Origin of the sequence: Varibaculum cambriense (genome assembly GCF_022133705.1) — a bacterium.
GTDB classification, from domain to species: domain Bacteria; phylum Actinomycetota; class Actinomycetes; order Actinomycetales; family Actinomycetaceae; genus Varibaculum; species Varibaculum cambriense_A.
This window is the reverse complement of record NZ_JAKNHJ010000061.1, coordinates 1-225: the sequence shown is the minus strand read 5'-3', so window position 1 is coordinate 225 and position 225 is coordinate 1. Positions and strand designations below refer to the sequence as shown.

1 protein-coding gene is annotated in these 225 nt (G+C 58.2%); it reads left to right on the top strand.

All coding sequences use genetic code 11. From position 1 onward, the window contains the following. On the top strand, positions 1-225 hold a 225-nt coding region (locus tag L0M99_RS09765), incomplete at both ends, for a hypothetical protein (RefSeq protein WP_238128462.1).

The following is a 225-nucleotide window of genomic DNA, read 5'->3' as shown; positions in this document are numbered from 1 at the left end:
CCAAGCCACGTTCCTGGTGGCCGTCACCTACACGCTGTTCTACACGCTCGCAACCTGGTCCCTCGCTTGGGGCACCAAAACCGTCGAGCAGGGCGGCGGAGACCTTGGTTTCACCAATCGTGAATACCTGCTCATGCTGATGCTTGCGATCTGCGTGTTCGCCGCGTTCATCGTCATTTCCTGCGTGAACGCCGATAAATTCGGCCACAAGCGCGTGATCGTCAT